Annotated in this window: 24 protein-coding genes; 6 read left to right on the top strand and 18 right to left on the bottom strand. The window is 63.7% G+C overall.

The window, feature by feature from the left end; translation table 11 throughout:
* Nucleotides 1–29: 29 nt before the first annotated feature.
* On the bottom strand, nt 30–1,091 hold the full coding sequence (locus ACVIN2_RS07840) for a Cj0069 family protein (RefSeq protein ID WP_456765158.1): 1,062 nt from the start codon (nt 1,089–1,091) through the stop codon (nt 30–32).
* Nucleotides 1,092–1,319: 228 nt separating this feature from the next.
* On the opposite strand from ACVIN2_RS07840, the gene ACVIN2_RS07835 reads away from it, so the two are divergent.
* A complete protein-coding gene (locus ACVIN2_RS07835; RefSeq protein ID WP_456769667.1) occupies nt 1,320–1,820 on the top strand; it encodes a GlcG/HbpS family heme-binding protein in 501 nt (166 codons plus the stop codon).
* 131 nt (nt 1,821–1,951) lie between these two features.
* On the opposite strand, the gene ACVIN2_RS07830 is transcribed toward ACVIN2_RS07835, so the two are convergent.
* From ACVIN2_RS07830 to ACVIN2_RS07800, 7 genes are all read right to left on the bottom strand, one after another.
* A complete protein-coding gene (locus ACVIN2_RS07830) occupies nt 1,952–2,104 on the bottom strand; it encodes a DUF1127 domain-containing protein (RefSeq protein WP_456769666.1) in 153 nt (50 codons plus the stop codon).
* A 169-nt stretch (nt 2,105–2,273) separates the two neighbouring features.
* Nucleotides 2,274–2,417: a hypothetical protein gene (locus tag ACVIN2_RS07825; protein ID WP_456765157.1), complete on the bottom strand. Its 144-nt coding sequence runs from the start codon at nt 2,415–2,417 to the stop codon at nt 2,274–2,276.
* 670 nt (nt 2,418–3,087) lie between these two features.
* Nucleotides 3,088–3,501, bottom strand: coding sequence for a nucleoside diphosphate kinase regulator (rnk, locus tag ACVIN2_RS07820; RefSeq protein WP_456765156.1), 414 nt, complete (start codon nt 3,499–3,501; stop codon nt 3,088–3,090).
* A 9-nt stretch (nt 3,502–3,510) separates the two neighbouring features.
* Nucleotides 3,511–4,002 carry a GreA/GreB family elongation factor gene (locus tag ACVIN2_RS07815; RefSeq protein ID WP_456765155.1) on the bottom strand — a complete coding sequence of 164 codons (492 nt, stop codon included), beginning with the start codon at nt 4,000–4,002 and terminating at the stop codon, nt 3,511–3,513.
* Nucleotides 4,003–5,218: 1,216 nt separating this feature from the next.
* Nucleotides 5,219–5,803, bottom strand: coding sequence for a DUF1254 domain-containing protein (locus tag ACVIN2_RS07810; RefSeq protein ID WP_007593446.1), 585 nt, complete (start codon nt 5,801–5,803; stop codon nt 5,219–5,221).
* On the bottom strand, nt 5,800–6,378 hold the full coding sequence (locus ACVIN2_RS07805) for a DUF1214 domain-containing protein (protein WP_007593444.1): 579 nt from the start codon (nt 6,376–6,378) through the stop codon (nt 5,800–5,802). Before ACVIN2_RS07805 ends, ACVIN2_RS07810 begins: the two co-directional genes overlap by 4 nt.
* Before the next feature lie 25 nt (nt 6,379–6,403).
* On the bottom strand, nt 6,404–8,692 hold the full coding sequence (locus ACVIN2_RS07800) for a transglycosylase domain-containing protein (protein ID WP_456765154.1): 2,289 nt from the start codon (nt 8,690–8,692) through the stop codon (nt 6,404–6,406).
* A gap of 294 nt (nt 8,693–8,986) precedes the next feature.
* On the opposite strand from ACVIN2_RS07800, the gene ACVIN2_RS07795 reads away from it, so the two are divergent.
* The 3 genes from ACVIN2_RS07795 (at nt 8,987) to ACVIN2_RS07785 (ending at nt 12,547) form a co-directional block, all read left to right on the top strand.
* Nucleotides 8,987–9,502 carry a YcgN family cysteine cluster protein gene (locus ACVIN2_RS07795; protein ID WP_456765153.1) on the top strand — a complete coding sequence of 172 codons (516 nt, stop codon included), beginning with the start codon at nt 8,987–8,989 and terminating at the stop codon, nt 9,500–9,502.
* A gap of 78 nt (nt 9,503–9,580) precedes the next feature.
* Nucleotides 9,581–10,759, top strand: coding sequence for a M12 family metallopeptidase (locus tag ACVIN2_RS07790; RefSeq protein WP_456765152.1), 1,179 nt, complete (start codon nt 9,581–9,583; stop codon nt 10,757–10,759).
* A 207-nt stretch (nt 10,760–10,966) separates the two neighbouring features.
* Entirely contained in the window at nt 10,967–12,547 is a 1,581-nt protein-coding gene (locus ACVIN2_RS07785) for an MDR family MFS transporter (RefSeq protein ID WP_027516953.1), read from the top strand.
* 6 nt (nt 12,548–12,553) lie between these two features.
* Here the strand turns inward: ACVIN2_RS07785 and ACVIN2_RS07780 are convergent, their stop codons facing one another.
* The 3 genes from ACVIN2_RS07780 to ACVIN2_RS07770 form a co-directional block, all read right to left on the bottom strand.
* Nucleotides 12,554–15,055, bottom strand: a complete 2,502-nt coding sequence (locus ACVIN2_RS07780; RefSeq protein ID WP_456765151.1) for a GAF domain-containing protein — start codon at nt 15,053–15,055, stop codon at nt 12,554–12,556.
* 114 nt (nt 15,056–15,169) lie between these two features.
* On the bottom strand, nt 15,170–16,858 hold the full coding sequence (locus tag ACVIN2_RS07775) for a thiamine pyrophosphate-requiring protein (RefSeq protein ID WP_456769665.1): 1,689 nt from the start codon (nt 16,856–16,858) through the stop codon (nt 15,170–15,172).
* 158 nt (nt 16,859–17,016) lie between these two features.
* Entirely contained in the window at nt 17,017–17,436 is a 420-nt protein-coding gene (locus ACVIN2_RS07770; protein WP_456765150.1) for a hypothetical protein, read from the bottom strand.
* Between the two features lie 195 nt (nt 17,437–17,631).
* On the opposite strand from ACVIN2_RS07770, the gene ACVIN2_RS07765 reads away from it, so the two are divergent.
* Nucleotides 17,632–19,077, top strand: a complete 1,446-nt coding sequence (locus ACVIN2_RS07765; protein ID WP_456765149.1) for a hypothetical protein — start codon at nt 17,632–17,634, stop codon at nt 19,075–19,077.
* Between the two features lies 1 nt (nt 19,078).
* On the opposite strand, the gene ACVIN2_RS07760 is transcribed toward ACVIN2_RS07765, so the two are convergent.
* The 7 genes from ACVIN2_RS07760 to ku form a co-directional block, all read right to left on the bottom strand.
* Nucleotides 19,079–19,762 carry a class I SAM-dependent methyltransferase gene (locus ACVIN2_RS07760; RefSeq protein WP_456765148.1) on the bottom strand — a complete coding sequence of 228 codons (684 nt, stop codon included), beginning with the start codon at nt 19,760–19,762 and terminating at the stop codon, nt 19,079–19,081.
* A gap of 8 nt (nt 19,763–19,770) precedes the next feature.
* Complete coding sequence (locus tag ACVIN2_RS07755) at nt 19,771–20,766, bottom strand: glycosyltransferase family 2 protein (protein ID WP_456765147.1); 996 nt, start codon at nt 20,764–20,766, stop codon at nt 19,771–19,773.
* Between the two features lie 176 nt (nt 20,767–20,942).
* Nucleotides 20,943–22,505, bottom strand: coding sequence for a hypothetical protein (locus ACVIN2_RS07750; RefSeq protein ID WP_456765146.1), 1,563 nt, complete (start codon nt 22,503–22,505; stop codon nt 20,943–20,945).
* A gap of 184 nt (nt 22,506–22,689) precedes the next feature.
* Nucleotides 22,690–22,854 carry a Flp family type IVb pilin gene (locus ACVIN2_RS07745; protein ID WP_456765145.1) on the bottom strand — a complete coding sequence of 55 codons (165 nt, stop codon included), beginning with the start codon at nt 22,852–22,854 and terminating at the stop codon, nt 22,690–22,692.
* A 191-nt stretch (nt 22,855–23,045) separates the two neighbouring features.
* Nucleotides 23,046–23,228, bottom strand: coding sequence for a hypothetical protein (locus ACVIN2_RS07740; protein ID WP_456765144.1), 183 nt, complete (start codon nt 23,226–23,228; stop codon nt 23,046–23,048).
* Nucleotides 23,229–23,403: 175 nt separating this feature from the next.
* Nucleotides 23,404–23,640, bottom strand: coding sequence for a hypothetical protein (locus tag ACVIN2_RS07735; protein WP_456765143.1), 237 nt, complete (start codon nt 23,638–23,640; stop codon nt 23,404–23,406).
* 57 nt (nt 23,641–23,697) lie between these two features.
* Nucleotides 23,698–24,681 carry a non-homologous end joining protein Ku gene (gene ku, locus ACVIN2_RS07730; protein WP_456765142.1) on the bottom strand — a complete coding sequence of 328 codons (984 nt, stop codon included), beginning with the start codon at nt 24,679–24,681 and terminating at the stop codon, nt 23,698–23,700.
* 233 nt (nt 24,682–24,914) lie between these two features.
* Between ku and ACVIN2_RS07725 the strand changes: the two genes are divergently transcribed.
* Entirely contained in the window at nt 24,915–25,070 is a 156-nt protein-coding gene (locus ACVIN2_RS07725; protein WP_007593402.1) for a hypothetical protein, read from the top strand.
* The last annotated feature ends 194 nt before the right edge of the window (nt 25,071–25,264 follow it).

Genomic DNA, 25,264 nt, shown 5'->3' with positions numbered 1-25,264 from the left:
CGCAGCACGAGATGCCGCGGCATTCTTGCTTAGGGCCTCCTGTCCGCCGATCCAGCCGGTTGCGTTTGCGAGAGCCGCTGCTTCACCGTCCTTGCGATCGCCGCCGGGGCCTCCTCGGGGATCGCGAAGCATGAACTCGCGTTGATCTCGCACAGGACGTAGGTGTCGGCACCGGCCGCGTCTTTCGGACCGTACAGGAAGTCCGCGTCCCAGATGACCGGAAGCGAGCCTGCGTCGATGTCCAGCGTCTTCATCATTCCCGGGGTCCACTCGTCTTCCATCAAGCGACGCAGCCGCTGGAAGCGCGAGTCTGCGTTCGAGGTATAGAGCCGCGGTCCGGCCTCGGAACGGGCATCCGGCGAGTCAACCAGGGCTTTGACTTTGTGAGAGCCGAAGCCGGCACAGCGATCGCCCGCCATATAGCAGCGCACCACGCCTTCGCTCAAGCGAGGCTGGAATGGCTGATCGACCACGCTGCCGTTCTCGAAATATTCCGTGCAGCGACCGAGAAAACTCTCCAACGTCAGTTCCTCGGAGACATCCTTGGTCGCGTCCAGCACCTTTATCATCGGGGAATTCGGCAGGCTCTCGACCTTCCACACGCCTTGGCCGCCGTTACCGCGGTTGCGCTTGATCACGCGCGGACCGGTGGCGAGCCGTGTCGGCAACTCGGCGCGCATGGCCTCGGCGGTTTGATATAAAGCCGTGTCGCATCCCCACCCCATCGAGCGGGTACGATAGAGTACCTCCTTGGTGCCCATCTTGAGAATGACGTCCGGATGAGCGCTGACCCACACGCCCCGCGCCGCTACGTCGCGAAGCAGGGGATCAAGCTCAACCCGCGTCTTGCCCTGGTGGATCGGATCGACCCAGACGAGCACGCCGTCCACCGCGAGCAACTGCTCGCGGACCTCTTCGGCGAGGCTTTCGTCGTAGATCGCCGGCCGGGCTTCGATGCCGACCGCCGCGAGTGCTCCGAAGACGCGGACGAAGCGGCTGTTTTGCGCCGTCGCATCCCGCCGCGCGGCAGCGTCGCCTCGCGAGAGGATGGCGACGGTGTGTTGGTGAGAAGGGTGTCGTTCGGTGTCCATGCGCAAGCTCCACGAATGGCGTGCTGCGCAGAGCTTGGACCGAGGCCTCACGGGGAGTCTGCTTTGTCCCCACGCAACGGAGACTAACGAGGTCGTCCGCGATTTTCAAGACGTGGCCGGCGCCGTTATGCGGAGCCTGTGAACCAAGGCAGATAGCGTGACCCTGTTCGATGATCTGACATATGGTGAGATCAAATAAGCGCTTGGTCACCTATGCCGGAGATTGCCATGAACGTTCGATCCCTGTCGGTCGCGACGGCCCTGCTGATTGCGTCCATCTACCCAGCACGGGCGGAGGAAGCTTTGGTCGCCTACAAATCGCTCGGTCCGGAACTGGCGCTCGATCTTGCGCGCGCTGCGTTGGCGAACTGCCGCACCCGTGGATACCAAATTGCAGTTGCCGTCGTCGATCGCTTCGGCGTCACGCAAGTGATGTTGCGCGACCGCTTTGCAGGCCCTCACACGCCCTCAACGGCAGCAGGCAAGGCGTGGACAGCTGCCTCGTTCAAGACCAGCACGACCGAGCTGAATGCGATCAGCCAGCCGGGCATGATGCAGGCGGGCATTCGCAACCTTCCCGGAGCGGTCGTCATCGCCGGCGGGCTGATCGTCGAAGCCGGCGGCTCCCTGGTCGGAGCGGTCGGCGTGTCCGGCGCGCCGGGCGGTGACGCGGACGAAGCGTGCGCGAAAGCCGGAATTGACGCCATACGCGACAAGCTGGACTTCTGAGAAGACGTCAAGATCGCAGTGAAAAGTTTTTCGGCCTTTTGCGAGCTTGGCGGCCGTCTGATCCACAGGGATAAGCAGACGCGCCGCCTGCGCACGCTCAGGTGTGGCCGCTCATCGAGTGGATATGACGATCACCGATCGTCGCGCCAACCCGAGAAGTAACACCGTCGAGCTTCCCCAACGATTGTTCTCGATAAGCCGACGTCCGCGAGAAGCCGGTCGTCCAATTCGAGAAGTTCGTCGTACTGGCGGCGCCGTGTGATGCCGTCCAGCAGCGCGAGCATTAACTTCCAGAACCATCCAGGATTTGGAGAAGGGACGAAGGCTGCGCTGGATGTGCCGATTGAGCCAGTGGTGCTGTCGCAAGACATGTTTCACCTCCGTAATGGAGCGAAACAACGCTTGGCTCGAAAGCTGGTCGGGCGGTTGTGTTTGACCCGATGGCTCCTGCTATCATGCTCGTCTCTGCCGCACAAGCGATCCGCCGATCTGGAAGCCGGAGGCGATAGGCCGATCGGAGACATTGCCGGCGCAATTGATCACCTCGTCCAGGGCAAACAACTGGGCGGGCAGATCAAAGCGGGCACGCGGGCTCATCGTTCGCGCCTTGGCTCGTTTGCTCTCGGTTGCACGCCAATGGCACCGGCGTTGGGGTGACGATTGTCGGCAGGCCCTCGCTGCCTCATGCCGTGGCCTCGCATCCGTCCATCAAAAAGGAAAGGCTGAGTTTCATACGCGCTGGCAGCGGCCGGCTCGTGCGATCGTCCGGACGCAGCATCTTGCGCGGTGGCAGAAGTCACAGAAAGTGCCGACATTAACACGATCGCTAATCTCGACATGACGGCCTCCTTGGCGGGGAGCAGGAACGCGCACTGCGATAACTCGGTCGAAATCGTCGAGAAGGAGCTGGGCACCAAGATGGCGGCGAGACTATGCCGAGACATGCAACCTCGAGAGGGGCCTGTTCGGCTACGCCATCCACCGAGGCAACCCTAGTTCTTCGTCAAGGGCTTAGGCGGCTCTTCCGCCATGGCCTCGACATTAATGGCAGGAAGCTCGCCGGTGCGGTCTCCCGAATTTCGAGAAAAGACGGGCCCCAGCTCGCGGGGCTATTGGGGGGCATGGAGCTGGGGCCACTCGGGGTCGCCCTTGGGGAAGGGCATCGGGAAAACTTGGCAATTGCAGGAATGTTCCTGTCTTTTTCCAAAGAGTGAGTGTGTACAACCGCACGGCCGCGACTTGAGACGTCTGACTTAACGTACGGGCCTTATTCGGACACCGCGAGAACGGTCAGGCCCCTGGTGCGCTTGTGGGGCGTCTCGAATTCGATCCGCTGTCCCGGCGATAGGCCGATCAAGGCCGCTCCAACAGGCGTCAGGACCGAGATCCGATTGAGCTCGATGTTTGCTTCATGCGGATACACCAGCACGATCTCTCGGCTCGCACCCGTCTCGTCGTCGCGATAGGTCACTTTCGATCCCATCCTGATCACGCCTCGCAAGTCGTTCTCGTCCGTCACCGTGGCACGTTCCATCTCTCGAGCCAGAAAATGGGCCACTCGCGGAAACAGATCCATGCTCGAATTGGCCAAGGAACTCAGGCGCCGCGATTCGTCCTCAGTGATCTTGATCGGCGGCAACGCCGGCTGTTCTCGCCGGCTCTCAGCTTCGAAATTGTGCATTGGTCGCTCCTATGCTGCAGTTGGTCCGGGATCGTCGTCGCACGGGTTGCCTGACCGCCTCGGCCCTCTCCGGAAGAGTGGGACGACCTTTGAATCCGATGGGGTCAGGCTTTGGACCCTGACGACATTCAGACATCCGGCGACGAAGTACGGCATCTGATCGCCGACCTGCAGTCCGATCAAAGCTGTACCCAGCGGGGTCAACACCGAAATGCAGGCGGGATCCGACCAGCACTCCTCGGGCCAGACCAGTTGCACAGTGCGACGCGGAACGCCCCAATTCGTGCAATGGGTGACCCATGATCCGATCGTCACGAAAGGACGGACGTTGTCCGCTTCGTCCGGGACGATATCGGCGCGGTTGATTTCGCCCATGAGGAATATCCCGTCCAAATCTCCTTTTTGGATGGAGAAGCGGGCGAGCTGTTCGAGCCGCGGATAGTCTGATGAGGTCAGTGCGATTTTTAGAAGAGGCAGCACGGCGCACTCCTTCTGCTTCAAGACGACCTCTCGAGTGGAGGTCACGAAAGCTGGAAAAGAGCCCGGACGGCGCGAACACCGTCCGGCTAACCGCCTGCTTGGAGGCGGCCGGCGTGAAGAGCAAAACGCGCGGTGTGCGCATCAATGTCGATGACGTAAGCCATGATGATCTGATTATAGGAGTTCATTTCCCGGAAACATTGCGACGAAACCGCACAGCACCTGTGCACGTGAAATATCGAGAGGGGACAAAGGAACTTCGTTGAAGTGAGACGATAGTGCTTCTCCGATCATGGCAACCTGCGCTCAACCCCATAGAAATGGGTGGCATCCGACTGAAGAGCGGTAGGATTGGCGAACACCGAGCGGCGAACAGAGCAACGCGCTAGCGACAGATCAGGGCTCCGACGCAAAGAACCAGCATCGTCAGGCTAAGCGCAACGGTAACGAGCGCGCGCTCGGCTTTGCTGGTCAGCTCCTCTTCGCTCACGACAACTCTCCCTGCCGCAAGGTCAACCTGCATGCCTTGACCTTGTTCCCCGCGCTAGCGGGACGCGATGCTTGGTGGCTCCGACCTGATCCATGTACATGCTGCAGGAGGAAGTGCCGCCAACGTGAACCGCTCTCTGCCGCTTGTGTGCACTAGTGCGCCGACGGAAGCTTCCACCAATATCTACGTTCCGACGTCACCGCCCGATCAGCGGCTGTTATCGGTGATGAGAACGCTGCTTGCGCTCCCGCCTCCTCCGGAACGGATCGTGCAGTGAGCCAGCGGCGCAAGTTCAATGAATCGCACGAAGAGGGGCTTGCAGAAATGGCCGCTCGTCTTCGCTCAGCCGCGAAACTGCTCCCGCCAGGGCCAGTGAGAGATGCCGCCCTCAGACGCGCACGCTGGGCCGAAACAAGCTTGTCCCTGGATCATTGGCTCAACTCGCCAGGGCTACAACCACCGACCTGAAGGGGCGCCGCGCTCCAGGAATTCAGGTCATCTTCGGTTTGAGGCACAAGCATGAAAAAACCCGCGGCGGATTGCTCCGCGCGGGTGAACTTTCGATGCTGCCATTCTGCCAGTGTTTTGCCCGACGAGTCAAAGCCGAACAGCGCGACGGGCAGGGATGTATCGGTCCGGCAAACGCCTATTTGGTGCAACAAAAATGGCTAACGATTTCAATGCCAACGCTACTGTGCATGGGGTTGTTTTTCGAGTTTTTGTTTTGCGGCTTGCCGAAGCCGCGTCTCAGCGCCGTCCGCGCGGCGCTTCCGCCTTGGCGGGCGGCTCGGTCTGCGGTCCGCAGCTCGCGGCCGCGAGTGAGCCTTGCGCCTGCGGCATCAGGCCGGGCTCGGGGGCGAGCGCCTTCATCACGATCAGGCCAGTGGTGCTGGGGGAATCGATGATTAGGCGATCGGCGGCGGTGATCTCTTCGTCCTCCGGCAGCTCGTTGTGCTGCGGCTCGGTCATCAGGTCGAGCTCGATCACCTTCTTGCCGGCCGAGCGGTCGTTGATGGCGTAATAGGCGATCTCGTTGCGGGTGTAGAACGACACCGAGGTGTAGGCCTGGCTGACGGGGACCGTCAGCTTGATTGGTCCGTTCGACAGATCGTAGCGGCAGATCGCCAGCGCAAAGGCCGGGTCCATGAACGGCATCGGCGAGGTCTGCGGATCGGCGAGCGGAAGCTGCGTGACGCCGTTGAGCTTGGTCATCGGCGTCAGCCGCGAATAGGCGTCCTGGGTCGCGATCCGCGGCAACGCCAGCACGCTGACGAGATGGACCACGAGGCCCAGCACCACGCCGGCAACGATGGTGAACAACAGCCGGATCATGAGCAGCCCGCCGTCGTGATCGTGGGCATCGGCGCATCGCGCTGGGTGCGGGTGGCAACGCCGACCGGGGTGTCGTAGAGCCGCAGCATCAGCGCGTAGCGCTCGATGCCGCCGGTCGGCAGCCAGTTGCCGGCGCGCGAGCGCGAGGCGATGCGGATCTCGAACGAGCCGTCGGACTGCCGCACGATCTCCTGGCTGGTGAAACCGTAGCGCTGCAGCGAATTCGGGACGAGATGACCCTTGCGGTCGTAAAGCGTCAGCGTCCAGAACCGCGCCGGCGGGGTCACGCCGGAGACCACGACGTCACAGCGGCCGTCGAGCACCTTCTTCTTGTCGTCGGCGGTCGCGGTGAAGGCAACGCCGTCGCCGGTGCCGATCGGCAGCTCGCCGTTGCGCACGATGGTGGCGCGCGAATAGGGGTCGACGTCGGCGGTGCCGGTGCGCGGACGCGCGGTCCACGGGCCGATGGTCAGCGCGCCGATCTCGGTGCCGCGCGTCGTCGTCATCCAGGTCGCGCCGACGCCCACCACGGTTGCGAGCAGAAGGGCCGTCAATGTGATCAGGATCAGCCGCACTTGTTTCGATCAGTTCTTGTTTCGATTAGTTCTTGCGCGGGGCGGATGCGTTCGCATTCTCTTCCGCATAGTTCTGCGGGAAGGCGAGCGCGCTCGTGGACGATGCCGGCTTGGCTTGCTTGGGGTCGCTGGCGGCCGATTTGGTCGCGGCCCTGGCCGCGTCATCGAGCAGTTTCTCGACGCGCACCAACACGTCGGCGCCGCGCTTGGTCAAGACCGGCGGCGGACCGGGCTTGGTCTCCAGCACCTTCGGCGCCGCATTGGCCTGCGCGTTGGCGATCCGCTCGGGCGGCAGCTTCTGGCCCATGCCGATGCCGGCGATTTCCCGCACCTCGACGCCCTGATGCGCCGCGAGCATGATGTCGTGCCAGGTCTGCGCCGGCAGCGAGCCGCCGGTCATGCGGTTGGTCGGCGAATAGTCGTCATTGCCGTACCAGACCGCGCAGGTGAAATTGCCGGTGTAGCCGACGAACCAGGCGTCGCGATAGGCATTGGTGGTGCCGGTCTTGCCCGCGGTCGGAATGCCGTCGAGCGCGGCGCGGCGCGCGGTGCCTTCGCTGACGACGTGGCTCATCATGCCAGCCATGTCGGCGGCCACGGAGGCGGGGATCGCCTGGCGCGGCTTCGGCCCGTCGCGGTCCCAGCGCCAGACCGGATCGCCGGCGCCGGTGCGCACTTCCAGCACGGAATGCGGCGTCACCGCCTTGCCGCGGTTGGGGAAAGTCGCATACGCCACCGCGTGCTCGAGCACGGTGACTTCGTCCGAGCCGATCGGCAGCGACGGCGTGTCGGGCAGCGGCGCCTTGAGGCCGAAGCGGCGCGCGACCTCGACGATCTTGGCGCGGCCGATCTTGGCCGGGTTCGGCGCCTTGGGCTGCTCCTTCTGGCCGATCGCGATCGACAGCTTGACCGGCACCACGTTGATCGAACGCGTGATCGCCTGCGTCAGCGTCACCGCGCCGGAATAGGAATGACCATAGTTCTGCGGGCACCAATTGCCGATGCAGACCGGGCCGTCCACCACGATCGAATTCGGCGTGAAGCCGTTGAGGAGCGCGGTGGTGTAGACGTAAGGCTTGAACGACGAGCCCGGCTGGCGATAGGCGTCGGTGGCGCGGTTGAACTGGCTGGCGCCGTAGTCGCGGCCGCCGACCATGGCGCGGATGCCGCCGTCGAGATCGGAGACGACGGTCGCGGCCTGGGTCGCGTGATAGTCGCGGCCGAACTGGCGCAGCTGGTTCTCGACTGCGTCCTCCGCGGCCTTCTGCACATTGGTGTCGATCGCGAGCCGGACCACGAAGACGCGCTCGGTGTAGGATTTCGGGAAGGTGTCGACCAGCTTGCGCATCTCGTCGAAGGCGTAGTCGAGATAGTAATTCGGCGACGCCTCGTAGCGGCGGTCGACCGCGAAGGCGGGATTGCGGCGGGCGCCGAACACCTGGCCCTCGGTCATGAAGCCGGCGTCGACGAGATTGTCGAGCACGACGTTGGCGCGGGCGCGGGCGGCGGGCAGGTTGATGTGGGGCGCGTATTTGGTCGGCGCTTTGAACAGGCCGGCGAGCATCGCGGCCTCGGCGAGCGTCACGTCGCGTGCCGATTTGTTGAAGTAGAAATGTGCGGCGCCGTCGACGCCGAAGGTGCCGCCGCCCATATAAGCGCGGTCGAGATACAGCTTGAGGATCTCGTTCTTGGTCAGGCGCCATTCCAGCCAGACCGCGAGGAAGGCTTCGTTGACCTTGCGCTCGATGGTGCGCTCGTTGCTCAGGAACAGGTTCTTGGCGAGCTGCTGCGTGATCGAGGAGCCGCCCTGGCGGACGCCGCCGGCCTGGGCGTTGGTGACGAGCGCGCGCGCGGTGCCGGCGATGTCGATGCCGAAATGCTCGTAGAAGCGGCGGTCCTCGGTCGCGAGCGTCGCCTTGATCAGCACGTCCGGAAAATCTTCCAGCGGAATCGAATCGTTGTGCTTGATGCCGCGGCTGCCGATCGGGTTGCCGTAGCGGTCGAGGAAGGTCACCGCGAGGTCGGACTTCTTCAGCCAGTCCTCGTCCGCGGTCTCGCGGAAGGCCGGGATGGCGAGGGTCAGCATCACAACCAGGCCGCCGAGGCCGAGGGTCGCAGCCTCCGACAGCGGCTCGATGAACACCCAGCGCTTCCACCGCCCGACATAGAAGCGGTCCATGAAGGTCGAGTAGCGCTCGTAGAGCTCGCGGATGCCCTTGGCCGAGGAGAACAGCGAGGAGTCGATGCGCGCATCGAGATCCAGGAAGAAATTCCGGATCCGGGCCTTCCAATGCGGTGGTATGATCTGGCGCACCTAGAACCCTTGCGGCTTGGTTCGAAAGCGTTCAAGCACCCGGCCGGGGCGGCATCGAGACGTCTTGCGGGAGTGTTGCGGCAAACCCAAGGCGCCCGGCCAGCGACGGTGGGGACTTGCTGTTCCTTCTAGCCGAGCAGGGCCTATAAACCAATGGTCACGCTTGCGATTTTGAACAACAGGCCTAATTGACCCCGGTTCATTACGGGCCTCACGCGGGCGTTGCTTGCAGCCCCAAGGCCGCACGCCCTAGATGGCACCAGCCGTAGCTCTTTCGAACTTTTGTTGAGGCGCATGACCGCAGCTCCCAAACGACCTTCAGGCCAGGAAGGATTCTTCTGGAAAACCAAGACGTTGGAAGAGATGTCGGGGCCCGAATGGGAGAGCCTGTGCGACGGCTGCGGCCGCTGCTGCCTGAACAAGCTCGAGGAAGAGGGCACCGGCGACATCTACTTCACCCATGTCGGCTGCAAGCTGCTCGATGGGGTGACCTGCGGCTGCAAGGATTATGCGAATCGTTCCGACAAGGTTCCGGACTGCGTCCGCCTGACGCCGGCCAATGTCCGTACCCTGAACTGGCTGCCGCCGAGCTGCGGCTACAAGCTCGTCGCGGAAGGCCGCGACCTCTATTGGTGGCATCCGCTGGTGTCAGGCGATCCCGACACTGTGCATGAGGCCGGCGTCTCCGTACGCGGACGGGTCGAAGGCAGCGAGGTGGAGATCCCGGACGATGAGCTCGAGAACCACATCGTGCAATGGCCGGCGCAGCTGCCGAGACGGGCCCGCCTGAAGCGACGTCCGAAGGACTGATCCGCTTGTGAGATCGAGGTCGGGCCGGAGCGGACGCCCAGCCCCTGGCGCAGCATTGATACAATCTGAGATTGTGATATGCTGGCGCCGTTTTACGGCTCATTTTTTTCTCTTGTCTTCTGTTTTCAGTCCCCCACCCGGGGGCGTAAATCTTTGGAGAGCCATATGGCAAAGTCGCAAAAGCAGGCGAAGAAATCTCCCGTGGTCAAAGGTCAGGCCCGGCCATTTTGTCAGAACGGCCCGAGAGTCCCGCCGCAGCTCAGTCCGGCTGTCATGGCCGACCCACTTCGCGCACGTGCGATTCTCTCGAGCCGATCCAAGTGGGTGAACGGCACGGTCCTGCACTACTGCTTTTTCACCTCGGGTCACTTTGAAGTTCCCAGGGCCCAGGCGGACGCAATACGCAAGGCTTTCGCGAAATGGAAGGCGGTAGGCATCGGCCTCGAATTCCAGGAGGTCTCCCAACTCGCTGAAGCCGAAGTGCGAATTGGCTATTCAGTGCCAGACGGATCGTCAGCCTCGCAGGTTGGCAGGGACGTGCTGCAGGTATCCCAGACCGAGCCGACCACCGTGTATGGTTGGGATCTGACCTCGCAATATGGCAGCGGCACTGCGCTGCACGAACTCGGACACGTGCTTGGCATGGAGCACGAGCATCAAAACCCCTTCGCCGGCATCAAGTGGCATGACGAGGCTGTTTACAAGTCGCTGGGCGCCCCGCCCAACAAGTGGAGCCGCTCGACGACGTTTCACAACATCCTGGAGAAGCTCACCCCGCAGCAGGTACAGGGTTCAACATGGGATCCGGATTCCATCATGGAATACGAGTTTGAGCCGGGGTTGATTGCGGAGCCGAAGCCTTACGAGACCAATGGTCTGGTTCCTCCGGGGACGCTCTCCGCCGGAGACAAGCAGTGGATCCGCCGCTGGTATCCGCCGCTACAGCCGGCCTTGACGACGCTTCAGCCCTTCCATCCGGCCGTGGTCGATCTCGCCGCTGGTCAGCAGATGGACTATGCGATCAAACCCAGCGCCTCACGCAAATATACCATCGAGACCAAAGGGCCGTCTGACGCAACGCTGGTCCTGTTCGAGGAGGTCAACGGAACGCCGCGGTTTCTCGTGGGTGACGATGATAGCGGCGAGGATCGAAACGCGAAGATTTCCTACAAATTGTTCGCCGGCCGAAGCTATATCGCCCGGCTGCGACTGGTGCATCCAGGCCCCTCGGGCAAGACGGCACTGATGTTTTCCTAAAGTTGCCCTGGGGCGTCGCAGGGCTGCCGGCAGCGACCGGGGTCCTGCGACTCTCACCTGGGTCCGTACGCCAATCGTCGCGATGGCCCGACTTTGGGATGCACCCATGCGCCGCGGTGCCTGCCTGGGAAGAACTTTGCTGTCTACATTGGAGTGCATAGAACGAATCCTTCGCGGCGTTGCGCCGCCTCATGGCTTCCGATCGAGATGAACAAGTTCGAGCGGCAGAGCAGTTCTGCCGACACCCAGACATTGCCCGACGATATCGCCGAGGAATTGTCCCGCCTTCCGAGCGAGGTCTTGAGCGTCGATGACGCTCCTTCGCTCGCGCCGCCGGCTCCGCTGTCGCAGGACGAGGTCCGCACCATCGTCATCAGCCTGATGCTGACGATGTTCCTGGCCGCACTGGACCAGACCATCGTCGCCACCGCGCTGCCGACCATCGGACGCCAGTTCCACGACGTCTCCAATCTCTCCTGGGTCATCACCGCCTATCTGCTCGCCTCGACCGCGGTCGCGCCGGTGTTCGGCACGCTCAGCGACATCTACGGCCGCCGCGTCATGATCATCATCTCGCTCAGCCTGTTCGTCGCGGGCTCGGTGCTGTGCGCGATCGCACCGAACCTGCCGATGCTGATTCTTGCACGCGGTCTCCAGGGGCTGGGTGGCGGCGGCATCATGCCGGTGGTGCAGACCGTGATCTCCGACGTCGTGAGCCCACGCGAGCGCGGCCAGTACCAAGCCTATTTCTCCAGCGTGTGGATGGTCGGCGGCATTCTCGGCCCGGTCATCGGCGGCGTGTTTGCCGAGCATCTGCATTGGTCGATGATCTTCTGGATCAATGTGCCGCTCGCGGCCGCGGCGATCGCGCTGCTGCTGCCCCGGATGAAAAAGATCCCGGTGTTCCACCGCAAGCGCAAGGTCGACTGGCTCGGCGGCGTGCTGCTGATGGCCTCCGCCGTCGTCTTCATGCTTGTGCTGACCTGGGGCGGCACGCGCTTTCCGTGGCTCTCGCCAACCGTGCTTGCGATGGTGGGCGGCGCGGTCGCACTCGCGGTCACTTTCGTGTGGCATGCGCGCCGCGCCGACGAACCGTTCCTGCCGCTGCCGCTGCTCGGAGGATCGGTTGTGCCGTTCGGGCTGACGGCCGGCGGCTGCGCGCTCGGTGCGATCACGGGCCTCACCGTGCAGCTGCCGCTCTATTACGAGGCGGTCTATCACCTCAGCGCCAGCGAAGCGGGCCTTGCGCTGATTCCGCTCGCGGCGGTCTCGACCGTCGGCGCGGCCGTCGCCGGTCGCACCATGGCGCGCGCCAAGCACTACAAGCGGGTCGCCATCGTCGGAACGTCCTGGGCCGCGCTGTGCGGCCTCGCCCTCACGTTGACGACGTTGCCGCTCTGGGCACTGCTGACACTGATGGCTGCGTTTGCGCTTGGCCTCGGCACTACCTTTCCGGTCTGCGTGGTCTCGGTGCAGAATTCGGTCGCCCGTCCGCAGGTCGGCACCATCACCGGCGCCTTGAACTTCTTCCGCTCGCTGATGTCCTCGTTCACGGTCGCGGCGTTCGCGGCCATCCTGCTCATCGCCCTCGGTGCCGACGTTCCGCTCGCCGGCGAGCATCACGGCGCCGTCAATGCGATCCCCGCCGACGACATGCGGCATGCGTTCCGCTACGTTTTCGGCGCCGCCACCGCGCTGATGGCTGGCGCCGCGCTCTGCTTGATCATGATGGAGGAGCGGCCGCTGGCCGGTCCGTCCACGACGCAACCCGTCGAGATGGCGGAATAAGAACCGCTAGCCGCGGCCTCCGCCCGGAAAGCTGCTGTTTCGCGGCAATCGAATCGTAAATTCCGTGAACGTGCCGGGCTCCGTCGCGACGTCGATGGTGCCGCCGTGCTGCTTGACCACGATATCGTGGCTCATCGACAATCCAAGGCCGGTGCCTTCGCCGGCCGGCTTGGTGGTGAAGAACGGATCGAACATCTTTTCCTTCACCTCGTGCGGAATGCCGGTGCCATTGTCGCGGATGCGGATCTCGATGCTGTCGCCCCGGTCGCGTGTCGCGGCGATCACCACCGGCTCGTAATCGGCGGCGCCGTCATCCGACTTGCGCTTGGCGACCGCGTGGAAGCCATTCGAGATCAGGTTCAGCAGCACCCGGGTGATCTCCTGCGGAAACACTTCCGCTTGCCCGGCCGCCGGATCGAGCTCGCGCTTCAGCGTCACGTCGAACTGCGGCTTCTCGGCGCGGGCGCCGTGATAGGCGAGGTTGAGGCTCTCCTCGACCAGCGCGTTGATGTCGCTCAGCCGATGCTCGCCGCCGCCCTCGCGGGAATGCAGCAGCATGTTCTTGACGATGGAGTCGGCGCGCCTGCCGTGCTGCACGATCTTCGCGAGATTGTCCTTCAGGAGCCCGGTCAGCTCGTCGACCTCGCTGCGGACGTTGTCAGCAAGCGGGACAGGCGCGAGCGCATCATTCAGCTCGTCCGTCAGCTCGGCGGAGAGCGATGCAAAATTGTTGACGAAGTTGAGCGGGTTCTTGATCTCGTGCGCAATCCCGGCCGTGAGCTGGCCGAGCGAGGCCAGCTTCTCGGTTTGCACCAGCCGGTCTTGGGCAGCACGCAAATCATCGAGCGATTTGGCGAGGTCCCGGGTGCGATCCTGCACCTCGTTGAACAGGCGCGTGTTCTCGATGGCGATCACGGCCTGGTCTGCAAAGGTCTTGAGCAGGGCGATCGCCTTGTCCGGGAAGGGACCGGCTTCCGGCCGCGTCACGCCGATGGTGCCGATCGCGACGCCGTCGCGGAGCATCGGGATCACGAGGATGCTGCGATAACCTCGCGTCCGCGCCAGCTCGCGCATGGCGTCGGTGAGGTCGGGCTCGTTCTGCATGTCGCTGCGGAATGCGAACTCTCCGCTTCTTGCCACGCGGCTGTGAATGCCGGACGCCGACAGCGGCGCCGGGAACGAGCTGAGCAGCTCTTCGTTGCCGGCTGCGTTGTCGGTGCTGAAGGCGGCCAGGTGCAGCAGGCCGTCGGTGACGCGCGTGACGGTGGAGGAATGTCCGCCGACCAGGGACTTGGCGCTATCGGAGATCGCCTGAAACACCGGCGTCACATCCGCGGGCGAGGCCGCGATCACCTTGAGGATGTCGGCGGTCGCGGTCTGCCGTTCCAGCGCCTCCCTCGTGGTATTGAACAGGCTGACATTCTTGATCGCGATCACCGCCTGGTCGGCGAAGGTCTGCAGCAGCCGCACATGATGCTCGCCGAATGCGCCGGTCGCGCGTCGCGTGGCGATGATGATTCCGATGGCCTCACCGTCGCTCATCAAGGGCGCGAACAACATGCTGCGGTAGCCGCGGGCGCGCGCGATATCGCGGGCTGCCGGTTCGACCTCGGTGTCGGGCAATTGCGCCGCCGCCCCATTGGCCACGAGCCGGTAGGGCGGGAACTGCGCGAATGGCACCGGGAACGAGGCCTGCAGCACGCGATCGCCGGCCGGATCGGTCGGCGTGAACGCCGCAAGGTGCGCGGCGCCGCCGATGTAGCGCAGCACCGCCGTGGAGAAGCCGCCAATCAGCCGGTTGGCATTGGCGGCGATGGCGTCGAACACCGGCTGTACGTCGGACGGTGAAGCGGCCATCACTTTCAGGATGTCGGCGGTGGCGGTCTGGCGTTCCAGCGTCTCGCGTGTCTCGTTGAACAGGCGCGCGTTCTCGATCGCGATCACCGCCTGGTCGGCAAAGGTCTGGAGCAGCTGGACGAGGTCGGTTGCGAACGCGCCGGGCTCGGCGCGCGTGACGCTGATCATGCCGACCGGCGTCCCCCGGTTCATCAACGGCATGAACAGCACGCTGCGGAAGCCGCGCAGCCGCGCGAGGTTCCGGTTCAGCTCCGGGACCTCCGCGGCTTCGCTATCTGGAAACTGGATCGTCTCGCCGCCACGCACCAGCGCGAAGGTCGGAAAGTCGGCAATCTTGCGCGGGAACGACGCCTTGAGCCCTTCGTCCGCCTCGGGGCTGGTTGGTGTGAACGCCACGAGGTGGAGCTCGTCCTCGATGAACTGAAGCACGGTGGCGGAGAAGCCGCCGAGCAAACGCCGGGAGCTGGACGCAATCGCCTCGAAGACCGGCCGGGCATCGGAGGGAGAGGCCGCGATGGTGCGCAGAATCCCGGCGCTGGCGCTCTGACGATCGCGCGCAATCGCGAGCTCGCTGCGAAGCTGCGCGTTCTCGGCTGTGGCCGCCTGTAACAGGCGCTCAAGTTCCGCGATGTCGTTGGAAGGGGCGGTCATTCGCAATCCGGCTTGATGCTGCGACAAGCGCGGCACCAGGGCGGATTATCACATCTCGTGCGGCCGGAGCCAGCGTCCGCGACGGCGAGTTTTGCTGCCAGAATCCGGCCAGCTTTATGTGCCCGGGCGCGACACCTCGGTCTCCTTGCTGGTGATGAATTCCAGCAGCACGGGAACGCCTTCCTGCGTCTTCTGGATGCCGCGCCTGATCGCGGGGATGATGTCCTCGGGTCTTGTCACCCGCTCGCCATAGCCGCCGAAGGCGCGCGCCATCGCGGCGTAGTCACCGGAAATGTCGGTCGAGCGATATTTCTCGGTCGAGACCGGCATCACCTTCAATTCGATCGCCATCGAAAAATTGTTCAGCAGGATCGACATGATCGGAATGCGCTCGCGCACCGCGGTCTCGAAATCCATGCCGGTGAAGCCGATCGCGGCATCGCCCCAGACATTGATGCAGAGCTTGTCGGGCTTTGCGAGTTTTGCGCCCATGGCCAGCCCAAGACCGTAGCCGAGTTGCGTCGTCTTGCCCCAGCCGAGATAGGTGAGGGGCTCGACCGACTTCCAGAACGGCGAGAGCTGGTCGCGCGGGCTGCCGGCATCGTGGGTGATGATCGTGTTGCCGATGTCGACGGTATGCTGCAGGTCCCACAGCACGCGATAAGGACTCAAGGGCGCATCATTGCTGGTGAGCTTCGGCATCCATTTCGCCAGCCACTCCTTGTGCGAGGCCGCGATCTCTGCGGCGACCGCCGAGGCGTCCCGATCCGCGGTGACGGTCTTGCCGATCTCCTCCAGCAGCGCATCGAGCACGAGCCCGGCATCGCCGACGAGGCCGATCCTGGCTTCGACGTCCTTGTTGAGATGGTTCGGATCGAGTGTGGAGTGGATGATGGTTTTGTCTTTCGGCATCGCGATGCCGAAGCTTGTTTCGGTGAAGGAGCAGCCGATGCCGAAAATGACGTCGGCCTCGGCCAGGAACTTCGGCACGGCGCGCGGCACCGCAAGGCCGCCGGAGCCGAGCGAGAGCGGATGCGTTTCCGGAAAGGACGATTTGCCTCCAAGGCTGGTCGTGACGGGAATGGCGAGCCGTTCGGCCAGCCGTTTCAGTTGCGGCCAGGCCTGCGCGTAATGCACGCCCTGGCCGGCATAGATCACCGCGCGCCTGGCATTCGTGAGGAGGCTGGCGGCTTCCTTCACATGTACGGGGTCGGCGCCGTAGCGCGTGCGCAGCACAGGCGTGTAGTTCAGCGGCTCCGGCACCTCCTCGTTCCACATGTCCGCTGGGATCTCGACGATGACAGGCCCGCCGCGGCCGTTCTTCAGCTTGGTGAAGGCGCGACGAAAAATGTTGGCGACCTCGGCGGCAAGGATGATCGGTTCGGACGATTTCGAAAACGCCTTCATCGCCTCGCTGGAATTGAAGTTCGGCTCGATATGCGCAAGCCTGCGCTGATAGCCCATCGGCAGCACCAGCACGGGAACGGATTCGCCGTAGCATTGCGCGACGCCGCCCATCGCGTTCTCCGCGCCGGGCCCATGCTGCATGCAGAACGCGCCGATCGAGCGTCCCGATGTCACCCGCGAGATCGCATCCGCCATGTGAATGCCGACGCGCTCCTGCCGCACCATCACCGGCCGGATATCGGCCTTCGCCGCATGCTCGATCAGATGGTTGACCGGATAGCCGCAGAGGATCTCGATCCCCTCGCGCTTCATGATTTCCGCAATCGCGGTGCCGAGCTTCATGGCGTCTCTCTCCCTGGGCGGGCCGGTTGCTCCGGCTGATTGGGGAGAGAGGATCAGGAAATTGGCGGAGGGTAAAGCGTGAGCGCGTGAGAGCTGCGGTAGGTCAGCTATGCAGCGAGCTGCCGTAGCCCGGATGGAGCGCAGCGCAATCCGGGCCGTTCCACCCGGATAGACCGGTGACCAATTTCGCCGCGCTCGATCCGCTACGACCGCTACTTGCAGCTTTGGCAGATCCTCAGCTTGCGTTTCAACGCCTCGTCTTCTTGATCGATCAATTGCTCAGCGGCGCCTTTAGCACCCGGGTCGGCCCTGGAGCCCGTCGCCGTGCGTGATCTCACAGGCGGGACCACCTGGGTCGAGGCGTCATTGTCGTCGCCGGTGCCTACGCTGAAGCCATCGTAGTCGGCGGCTGGGTTCGGCGCCGATGGAAGCCCGCCGATCACCGGCGGCGAAGCTCCTCTGATGGATGCTGCCGGCGGAGGTCTGGAATTTTTGGCGCCCGCGTGCGGCGGCGATCCATTGGGCGGAGAAAGCGAAACCGGCGGTGCGGCCGAAGTCTGTCCTCTCGCGCCGTCCTGCGACCAGACGCCGACAAAGACGAGGCTGAAAGCCAGGAGCATCACGCTTCTCATCCGCATCCTTGCAGCTGTGGTTGGTCGATTGACAGTATGAAGGGTATCAGGACCCGCATGGTCGTCAAAGCGCCGCAGCCCGGATTTCGCAGCTGGGAGTATGGTTCACAAAGCGTGACCGGCCCGCCGCGCGCTCCCCAGCCGCCGTGAACGTCAAAGAGGAATTTAACGCTTGCGCCCTAACTTGCGCTCGCCATGAGTGACCAGGTCGTCCACAGCGAGGTTCAACCGTTTTCGGCGCGTGCGGCGCTTCCCTGGCTGGTGAGCCTTGGCGTCTATGTCCTGCTGCTGATCCTAGGACCGCGGCTGCTCAATGATCCCGACACCTATTCGCACATCGAGGTCGGGCGCTGGATCATCGCGCACGGCACGCTGCCGGCGAGCGACCCATTTTCTTTTTCGAGGCACGGCGCCCCCTGGATCACCTTCGAATGGCTCTCGGAGATCATCTATGCCGGAGCCTACGCGCTTGCCGGCTGGCAGGGCGTCCTCGTCGTCGCCGCCGCGGCGATAGCGCTCGCGTTCGGCCTGTTCACGTTCTTCCTGCTGCGCGAGCTTTCGCCGGCCCAGACGCTGCTCATGGTGATCGCGGCCGTGATCCTGTTGGCGCCGCATATGCTGGCGCGGCCACATGTGCTGGTGCTGCCGTTGATGGTGACCTGGGCGGCTGCCCTGGTACGCTGCATGGATCGTGGAGGGCCTCCGCCGTATTGGGCCCTTCCGCTGCTGGTCGTGTGGGCCAATCTGCACGGCAGTGTGGTGCTGGCGCTTGGACTGATCGGCCCTGCGGGGCTCGAGGCGCTGCTGCGCGAGAAGCGCAGCGAATGGCCGCGCGTATTCCTGCGGTGGCTGCCATTCACCGCGCTTGCGGTCGCTGCGTCCTGCCTGACCCCCTACGGGCCGGAACCGCTGCTGATGCCGCTGACTACACTCGGCCTGGGCCCCGCGCTCGGTTGGATCGCGGAATGGCGGCCGCAGGATTTCAGCCACATAGGTATCTTCGAGTTGCTGCTGCTGGCCGGCATCTTCGCGCTCTCGCGTGGCGTGACGCTGCCGGTCGTGCGCACCTTGGTCGTGATCGGCTTGCTGCATTTCGCGCTGGCTCAGATCCGCAATGCGGATCTGCTGGCCATGCTGGCGCCGCTCTATCTGGCGGCTCCGCTGGGGCGGACGTTCGGCGGATCGATTGCGGAAGATGCTGCCGGCTCGTCACGCGGCCTGAACCTGGCCGTGCTGGGTGTGTTGATCGCGGTGAGCGGGGCGACGCTGGCCCGTGACATACGGCCGGCTCCTGCCATTACCCCTCAGGCTGCCATCCCTGAAGCCAAGCTCGCCACGGCGGGGCACGTACTCAACGATTATTCCTTCGGCGGCTATTTGATCTTTGCCGGCATTCCCACCTTTATCGACGGTCGCGGTGAACTGTACGGGGGAGCGTTGATCAACCGCTACAATCGCGCCCTGGCGCTGGTCGATCTCGGCGACTTTCTCAAGTTGCTCGACGAATACAATATCGGCGCGACGCTGCTCGCGCCGGGGACGCCGGCGATAGCGATGCTGGACCGGCTGCCCCAATGGCAGCGCGTCTACAGCGATGACGTGGCGGTCGTGCACAAGCGGCGAGATATGCCGCAAAGATAGATCAAGCGGTCCCGAAGGCGGCGTATTGGCCGCCAAGCGGCACGCCGCTCAGGGTCGCTTCGAGGCGCCGCGCGGGCTTGGTGTCCCAGGGCAGCAGCAGGAAATGGCGCGCACCGATCTCGCGCAAGCCGCCGGCAGCCATCAATTTTCGGGCTTTACCGGCCCCGAGCAAGACGGCGTCCCGGTCGAACTCACAACGCGCGACGGCAAGGCGCGTCAGCGGGTTGTATGGATTGTGCTCGATGACGCAGACGAGTCCCCCAGGGCGGGTCACGCGCCGCATCTCCGTGATGAATTGCGCCCACTCGGCCGGCACGACGTGATGCATCACGCAGACGGCCGTGACCAGATCGAAGCTGGCATCGTCGAAAGGAAAGGTGCGGCCGTCAAACTCACGGTAGTCGACCCTGCCATTGTCAGCGCGTGCCTGCGCCAGGCTGGCCGAAGAAACGTCGATGCCGCTCAAGCGGCCGACCATGCCGTGCAGCAGCGGATGAAGGCTGCCGACGCCGCAGCCGACGTCCAGCATGTCGGGCCTCTCCGTGTCGAGCCGCTGCGAGATCAGATTGCCCAGGAGATCGGCCTTGGCGCGCATGAAGAAATGATGCGGCAAACCGGAGAAGTCGATCGAGGATTGGACCACGTCACGGTAGTTGTCGTGATAACCGTCGAAGAGCTCGGTCATGCGCTGGATCACTCGTGGACGGCGTGAATCGCAGGCGCGGCCGTCGCCTCGTTGCGCTCGAAGCCGGCGCGTGTCTGCACCACGTAGAGCGGACGCCGTTTCACCTCGGCATGGATGCGACCGACGTAAAGCCCCACGATGCCCGTCATCAGCATGTTCATTCCACACAGCAGGGACACGACGACGATCGTCGAGGACCAGCCGGTCACGAGATGACTGTCGTTGCTGAGCCACAACACGATCACCCAGCCGCCATAGAGCAGTGCCAGACCCGAGACCGTCAATCCGCACCAGATCGCGAGGCGCAAGGGCAGATCGGAAAAGCCGAGCGCGGCGTTCGTCGCGAGCCGCACCATCTTGAACAGCGGATATTTGGTCTCGCCCGCCGCGCGCTCGAGGCGGTGGAAGGTGACCTCGGCCTGCCGGAAGCCGAGCCAGGCGATCATGCCGCGTACGAAGCGGTCCTGCTCCGGCATCTGCCGAAGCGCGTCGAGCACCTTGCGATCGATCAGGCGGAAGTCGCCGACATCGGCGGGGATGCCGACCGAGGACATCCTGCCGAGAAGCCGGTAGAACAGATGCGCGGTCGCGCGCTTGAATCGGCTTTCGCCGTCGCGCGACAGGCGGCGGGCGTGGACGATGTCGTTGCCTTCCTGCCATTTTGCGATCAATTGCTCGATCACTTCGGGCGGATCCTGCAAATCGGCATCCATGACGATGATCGCTTCACCCTGCGCGGCGTCCATGCCGGCGGTGATGGCGATCTGATGCCCGAAATTTCGCGACAGGCCGATATAGCGAAAGCGCGGGTCGCGCGTGGCGAGCGCCTGTAGCACGATCGAGCTGGAATCACTGCTGCCGTCGTCGACTAAGATTGCTTCTGCCGGCCCGTCGAGCCGGGACAAGACCAGGTCGAGCCTGCGCAGCAGCACCGGCAACACGGCTTCCTCGTTGAACACGGGGATGACGAGGCTGTAGCGGATCGACTGGAAATTGGCCGCCATGCGAGAGAGTCCAACTCGTTGCAGGAGCGGAAGTCTATGCCGGTGGTGGTTAAGGTCGCCTTGCCACAACCATTAAGGATATGGGGCGCCGTGGCCGCTTCCAATGAGGCGGGTGCGGATGGTGATACCCAATTAACCACGCTGGGCAGCGGCGGCTTTGGTCTAGGACTTGCGGCCTAGGACTTGCGGCGGATCTTGTAGAGAACAAATCGCTCCGAGGTGTCCAACGCTTCCAGCAGATCCGGCAGCGGGTTCGCGACCTTCGGCCCGAGGACGTAGAGATAGTCGTAATCCTGGTGCCAGGTGCTGACGAACGGCGGAACGCCAGCCGGCGGCCCGCTTGCCGCAATCGCCGCAAGCACGCCGAGCGGCACCGGGCCCCCGTAGGGAATGGCAAGACGGCGCACGTCCTCGCGGGCTCGCACGGGCTGCTTGCCCGCTTCCGTGAAGAGATTGGGCACGAACGCGCTGGCATAGTGCACGGCGAGCGTCGGCGCATAATACATCGGATATGAGGTGAGGTCGGCGAAGGGCGGGTCTCCATTGTCGTCCGTGCTGGCGACCAGGATGCGCGAGCCGCGATCGATCTTGTGGAACGACTGGACCATGGCCGCATAGTCGGTGCGGTAAGGCAGCCACACCGCCAGCACGACGGCGAGGTTGATCAGTATGACGCTACTGATCGCGGCGAGCGCCGCCATTCTCCACGCCCGGCTGGGCAGCGTCAGCGAGCAGAAGGCCGGCAGGATCAGAGCCGCAGCGGGAATCACGCGCAGGTCGACGAACGAGGTTCCGAACAGCTTCGAGGGAATGACGACATAGAGCAGAGCGAAGCCGATCGCGAGCCAGATTCCGGCTGCTTCGAGCTTGAGGACACCGCGCCTTGCGGCGAAGAACAGCGAGATCATCAGCGTCAGTCCGGTCGCCGCCGCGACCGTCAAATTGTAGCCGTTCATGATGCGCAACGGCCAGATCGGCTTGAATCCGAAGAACCAGTTCGTTCCTTCGCTTCCGATCGATCCCGCCGTCATGCGCATGATCCCAAACAGGGCAAGTGCCGGTATGGCCAACGCGGCGAGCCGCGCGGCGGCGACACCGTACGATGTTCGCCCATGGCGGATGCGCGAGAGCTCGTAAAGGCCGAGCGTCGCGCCGTAAATGCCGAGGGAGAAGAAATGCGCCGCAAACAGCGCAGCGACGAAGACCATGTTGACGACGAAACGCAGTGGCCATGGGCGTTCCGCGAGCATCAGATAGAGCGCGATGCCGCAGAGAGCGAGGCCCAGTCCGAACTCGAAATTCACGAAGCCCCAGCTGAACGGCAGACAGTAAAGGAAAGCGAGCGCCGCAAAGCCGGCGAGATGGACCCGTCCCTTCCGGGCCCATTCGAGCAAAAGCGCGCCTCCGACGATCAGCAATTGGCTCAGGAGCAGAAACAGCCGCGTGGCGTTCTCGACGCTGATCAGCCGCGCCATTTGCGGGACCAGCAGATCCATTCCAAGGTTGGGATAGAATGCCCAGGCCACTTCGTAATGCGGATTGGCGTTGGGCGTGCCGTTCTGGCTCAGAATATACATCCGGGCGAGGTGATTGGGATAGTCGACCATCGCGGGGATAGGGGTCAGCAGCACCGGAAGAAACGACAGGGCCGCCAGGACAGCAAGAACGGTGATCGCCACCGATCGGTCCGAGCCAAGGCGAGCCCGGATTGTCGAGGTCGGCTTGTCGGAAGGAATCATGTCATCGGGCCGCTGGAGTTTGAGCTTACGCTCTACGACGGCGCAACCGCACGACACAACGCCATAATGCGAACTTCGCGAAAATCAGGCTGGGGTCGCCGCCGCATCGGAAGGAGGAGTCCGTCATCCGGCGTGCCGCACGCGGACTCGTGCTGATGAGATTGCGGCGCGCCGGCTATGCCGGCTACTTCACCGCCGCGCTGATCGAGTTGAATTTGCCGCTCAGGAGTGCGCCGCCCGTGTTGTTCACGGCCGTGATGATCGCGAGCGCGATGCCCGTGGCGATCAGACAATACTCGATGGCGGTGGCACCATTTTCATTGGCAAGAAATGACTTGAGCAAAGTCATCGTCAACTCCTGTTCATCCGTCCAACCTAGGCTGGTGCCGTTTTCGGAATGGTAAATTGATTCACTAATTTTTCGCGGGCGCGTCAAAACGCAGCTGGGTGGTCCTCACCTGCCGTCTGATATGGTGTCATCGATTGACTTAAGGTTTCGTCACCCAATTCGGACGCATTTGGCGATGTCGTCATCCCGTCTCAGGACGAGATCTGACGTTCCGGCGCGATCTTGCCGGGGCGTTTCAGCACCGCTGCCACGCGTCCGACCAGATAGCTCACCGCGCACGGCTGCGCCCGCGCGGAGCTGCCGGCGAGGCTTTCTTCCTCGGCCGCGTCGTTGACGATGCCGATGTAGTTCTTTCTGGCGTCCTGCTGCTGCACGAGCCTGCAAATCCCGGGTTCAATCGAGGGGCGACCATGCTGCGCTGAGCGAGAAGCGTCGGTTAATTTTGTCTTCCGTAGGATTACGTGCCGCCCCCGCGACTGCGGGCAGACGCTGAAAGCGCGGGCTTGGCTTAACGGATTGTTGAGCCTGTTCTCGACCGGGGTGCAAAGCTCAGTCGCGCCGAGCGTCCGCATTCAGCGCCCGCAACACCGCGATGCGGGCGAACATCGTCCAGCCGCCGCCGGTCTCGGCCGCGTTGATCAGGGTTTCGATCGCGGTCTGCCAGTGGCTGGCATGCTGCGTATCCTCGGGCAGTCGCATGATGTGATCGGCAGCTTCTTGCAGCGTCCGGAGCTTGCGCCCGCCATGTAACGAAATGGGGTCGTCGAACGCGGTCGACCAGGGCATGTCAGGTCGGCCGATCGACGAGGGGAGGCATCACGGCGTCGTCGCTGTGCGATGGTTCTAGCCGGCCTTCTTCGCCCGCGCCGGCGCGCGCACTGGCTTGTCGGCCTTCTTGGGAGCGGCTTTCGCAGCGGCGTCCTTGCCGCCCTTGCCGGCGATCGGCAGCAGCATCTCGCGCTGGCCTTCGACGCGTTTCTTCGGCTTCTTGCCCTTGACGACGTCCTTGCTCGCGTCCTTGGCCACCTTCGCCGCGGGGCTTGCGTCCTTCTCGTTCGCGATGCTCTTCTTCAGCGCGTCCATGAGGTTGATGACGTTGCCGCCGGTCTTGGGCGCGGCCTTTGCTGCGATGGGCGCGCCGCTGCGCTTCTTGTTGATGAGGTCGATCAGCGCGGTCTCGTAATGGTCCTCGAACAGCTCGGGCTCGAACGCGCCGGACTTCTTCTCGACGATGTGCTTAGCAAGGTCGAGCATGTCCTTGGTCAGCTTCACGTCCTGGATGTCGTCGAAATAGTCCTTCTCGCCGCGCACCTCATAGGGGTAGCGCAGCAGCGTCCCCATCAGGCCGCTCCCGAGCGGCTCCAGCGCGATGATGTGCTCGCGGTTGGTCAGCACCACGCGGCCGATCGCGACCTTGTCCATGCTCCGGATCGTCTCGCGGATCACCGCAAAGGCGTCATGGCCGACCTTGCCATCGGGCACGAGATAATAGGGGCGGATCAGATAGCGGCTGTCGATGTCGGTCTTCGGTACGAACTCGTCGATCTCGATCGTGTGGGTGGAGTCCAGCGCGATGTCGTCGAGCTCGTCCTTGGTGACCTCGATATAGGTGTCGGTGTCGACCTTGTAGCCCTTGACGATGTCCTCCGAGGTCACCTCGTCACCGGTCTCGGCGTCGACCTTGAGGTACTTGATCCGGTGGCCGGTCTTGCGGTTGATCTGGTTGAACGAGACCTTCTCGGTATCCGAAGTGGCCGGATAGAGCGCGACCGGGCAGGTCACGAGCGACAAACGCAGAAAACCCTTCCAATTGGCGCGGGGGGCCATGGGCTACTCCAAACGCAACGGGGACAGAAGACGAAGATACCATCGGGGAACAACGAATCATAGCAAGGCGGATCGCTGAATCTTGCAACTGCGTTAACCGGCCGCCCGGTGCGCGGTTGCAACCTGATCAGGCCGCAAAGGCCGGAACATCATATCCCATCATGCGTTGGCACGAGACATTCCGCCGCGAGCAGTCGCGGCCATCCGACGCGACAGTCAGAATTGAGGTCACCATGGCAACCACGCGAGACCAACGTCAGATCGTGGAAACTCCGACCGAGGCGCGCCAGGGCGAGCCTGGGCCGTCGGTGGCGGCGCTGCTCGCCATATCCACCGGGCTTGCGATCCTGATCCTCGCGGTCATCTGGTTCGTGTTCTTCCGGACCTGATCGGCAGATCGAGCGGACGGTTCGCACCTTCCGACTCGCCGCGTAACGCGGCACATTGCGCCCGCCAGGCCGCCGGTTCGTCCGGTGGCCTGGCGGGCGCAATGCGTTTTGCGCGAACAGGTCGGATATGACCAAAAAGTAACGCGGCCGGTTCCCCGTGTTCATATCCAGTTCACGCCGGAATTGCTCATCTG

The organism is Bradyrhizobium sp. USDA 3650 (genome assembly GCF_054057395.1).
This window is presented reverse-complemented; position numbering and strand designations above follow the sequence as displayed.

Coding starts and splice junctions, on each gene's coding strand:
- rnk (WP_456765156.1), bottom strand. CDS start 3,501: ATGCACAATTTCGAAGCTGAGAGCCGGCGAGAACAGCCGGCGTTGCCG.
- ACVIN2_RS07735 (WP_456765143.1), bottom strand. CDS start 23,640: ATGCCCTGGTCGACCGCGTTCGACGACCCCATTTCGTTACATGGCGGG.
- ACVIN2_RS07780 (WP_456765151.1), bottom strand. CDS start 15,055: ATGACCGCCCCTTCCAACGACATCGCGGAACTTGAGCGCCTGTTACAG.
- ACVIN2_RS07830 (WP_456769666.1), bottom strand. CDS start 2,104: ATGCTCGCGCTGCTGGACGGCATCACACGGCGCCGCCAGTACGACGAA.
- ACVIN2_RS07750 (WP_456765146.1), bottom strand. CDS start 22,505: ATGATTCCTTCCGACAAGCCGACCTCGACAATCCGGGCTCGCCTTGGC.
- ACVIN2_RS07835 (WP_456769667.1), top strand. CDS start 1,320: ATGAACGTTCGATCCCTGTCGGTCGCGACGGCCCTGCTGATTGCGTCC.
- ACVIN2_RS07840 (WP_456765158.1), bottom strand. CDS start 1,091: ATGGACACCGAACGACACCCTTCTCACCAACACACCGTCGCCATCCTC.
- ACVIN2_RS07825 (WP_456765157.1), bottom strand. CDS start 2,417: ATGAGCCCGCGTGCCCGCTTTGATCTGCCCGCCCAGTTGTTTGCCCTG.
- ACVIN2_RS07790 (WP_456765152.1), top strand. CDS start 9,581: ATGCTGGCGCCGTTTTACGGCTCATTTTTTTCTCTTGTCTTCTGTTTT.
- ACVIN2_RS07755 (WP_456765147.1), bottom strand. CDS start 20,766: ATGGCGGCCAATTTCCAGTCGATCCGCTACAGCCTCGTCATCCCCGTG.
- ACVIN2_RS07745 (WP_456765145.1), bottom strand. CDS start 22,854: ATGACTTTGCTCAAGTCATTTCTTGCCAATGAAAATGGTGCCACCGCC.
- ACVIN2_RS07725 (WP_007593402.1), top strand. CDS start 24,915: ATGGCAACCACGCGAGACCAACGTCAGATCGTGGAAACTCCGACCGAG.
- ACVIN2_RS07795 (WP_456765153.1), top strand. CDS start 8,987: ATGACCGCAGCTCCCAAACGACCTTCAGGCCAGGAAGGATTCTTCTGG.
- ACVIN2_RS07760 (WP_456765148.1), bottom strand. CDS start 19,762: ATGACCGAGCTCTTCGACGGTTATCACGACAACTACCGTGACGTGGTC.
- ACVIN2_RS07785 (WP_027516953.1), top strand. CDS start 10,967: ATGAACAAGTTCGAGCGGCAGAGCAGTTCTGCCGACACCCAGACATTG.
- ACVIN2_RS07810 (WP_007593446.1), bottom strand. CDS start 5,803: ATGATCCGGCTGTTGTTCACCATCGTTGCCGGCGTGGTGCTGGGCCTC.
- ku (WP_456765142.1), bottom strand. CDS start 24,681: ATGGCCCCCCGCGCCAATTGGAAGGGTTTTCTGCGTTTGTCGCTCGTG.
- ACVIN2_RS07770 (WP_456765150.1), bottom strand. CDS start 17,436: ATGAGAAGCGTGATGCTCCTGGCTTTCAGCCTCGTCTTTGTCGGCGTC.
- ACVIN2_RS07765 (WP_456765149.1), top strand. CDS start 17,632: ATGAGTGACCAGGTCGTCCACAGCGAGGTTCAACCGTTTTCGGCGCGT.